1 protein-coding gene is annotated in these 930 nt (G+C 61.5%); it reads left to right on the top strand.

What is annotated here, in order from left to right; all coding sequences use genetic code 11:
* A partial coding sequence (locus GIW79_RS29530; protein WP_236456716.1) for a hypothetical protein occupies window positions 1–930 on the top strand: 930 nt, incomplete at both ends.

Genomic DNA, 930 nt, shown 5'->3' on the forward strand with positions numbered 1-930 from the left:
CGCGCTGGTCGGCGGTGTCGTTGATTGATGTGCACCTCAATGAGGTGCGCCCCGAAGCGCCGTGGCTGCAGTTTCCAGACACCGGTACGAAAATCGACCTCGCGGAGCTGGGCAGTTGGGATGTGGAGGTGGCCATTTGGGTCCTCTCCCAAGAGGCTAGCGCCTATTCCCACGTGACGCTGATCTGGGCCGGTTTGGACAGTGAAGGCAATTCGATCCCTTATACGCACACTGAAGAACTCAGTAGAGCAGGCCTTTATACCTTTGAGGTTCCCAACGCGCTGGTGAGCGCGATTGCCGAAGGCAGCGCGAGTGTGCATGCCCTGTATCAGAATGGCGCGGTGCAACAGCCTTCCGAAAAGCTCTATCTGGAGGTCGTGGGGCAAGTCGTCAGGTGGCCGGCGCCGACGATAGACGAGGACCAGGGTGGCCATATCGAGCCGGATGTCGACGCGACCGTACGCTTCCCCCTTCAAGGGAGCTGGCCGAAGGACGGTTATATCGAAGTCATCTTCCGGGTCAGCAGCGCCGATAACACCATCGAACATCGCATCGGCCGCGAAGTCGACGATATTCCGCCCACGGCCGGTGGGGATTTGTTGTTTACGGTATACCCCGACGAACTGCGGCGTTTCGACGGCCACCTGACCGACGTGTTTTACGCCCATACCCGGCCCGGCGGCCGCCCGCAGGAGTCCCTGCGGTTGCAGATCGTGGTGGGTCAGATCAAGCGTACGATGCCCAAGCCGATTGTCGACAAGGCGGTCAGCGGCCAGCTGAATCCGGATGATGTAGGCGCCTACGCCACCGTGTTTGCACCGTTTGGCGAAACACTGCGCGGCGACTGGATCCGCATGTACTGGCTTGGCCGGGGCGCCCGCACCGAAGTGCCAGTGCAAGTGGCCGTGAATGGCGCCACCACCACCCACG

The organism is Pseudomonas sp. PA-7-1E (assembly GCF_021605325.1).
In the GTDB taxonomy this organism is placed as follows: Bacteria; Pseudomonadota; Gammaproteobacteria; order Pseudomonadales; family Pseudomonadaceae; genus Aquipseudomonas; species Aquipseudomonas fluorescens_BV.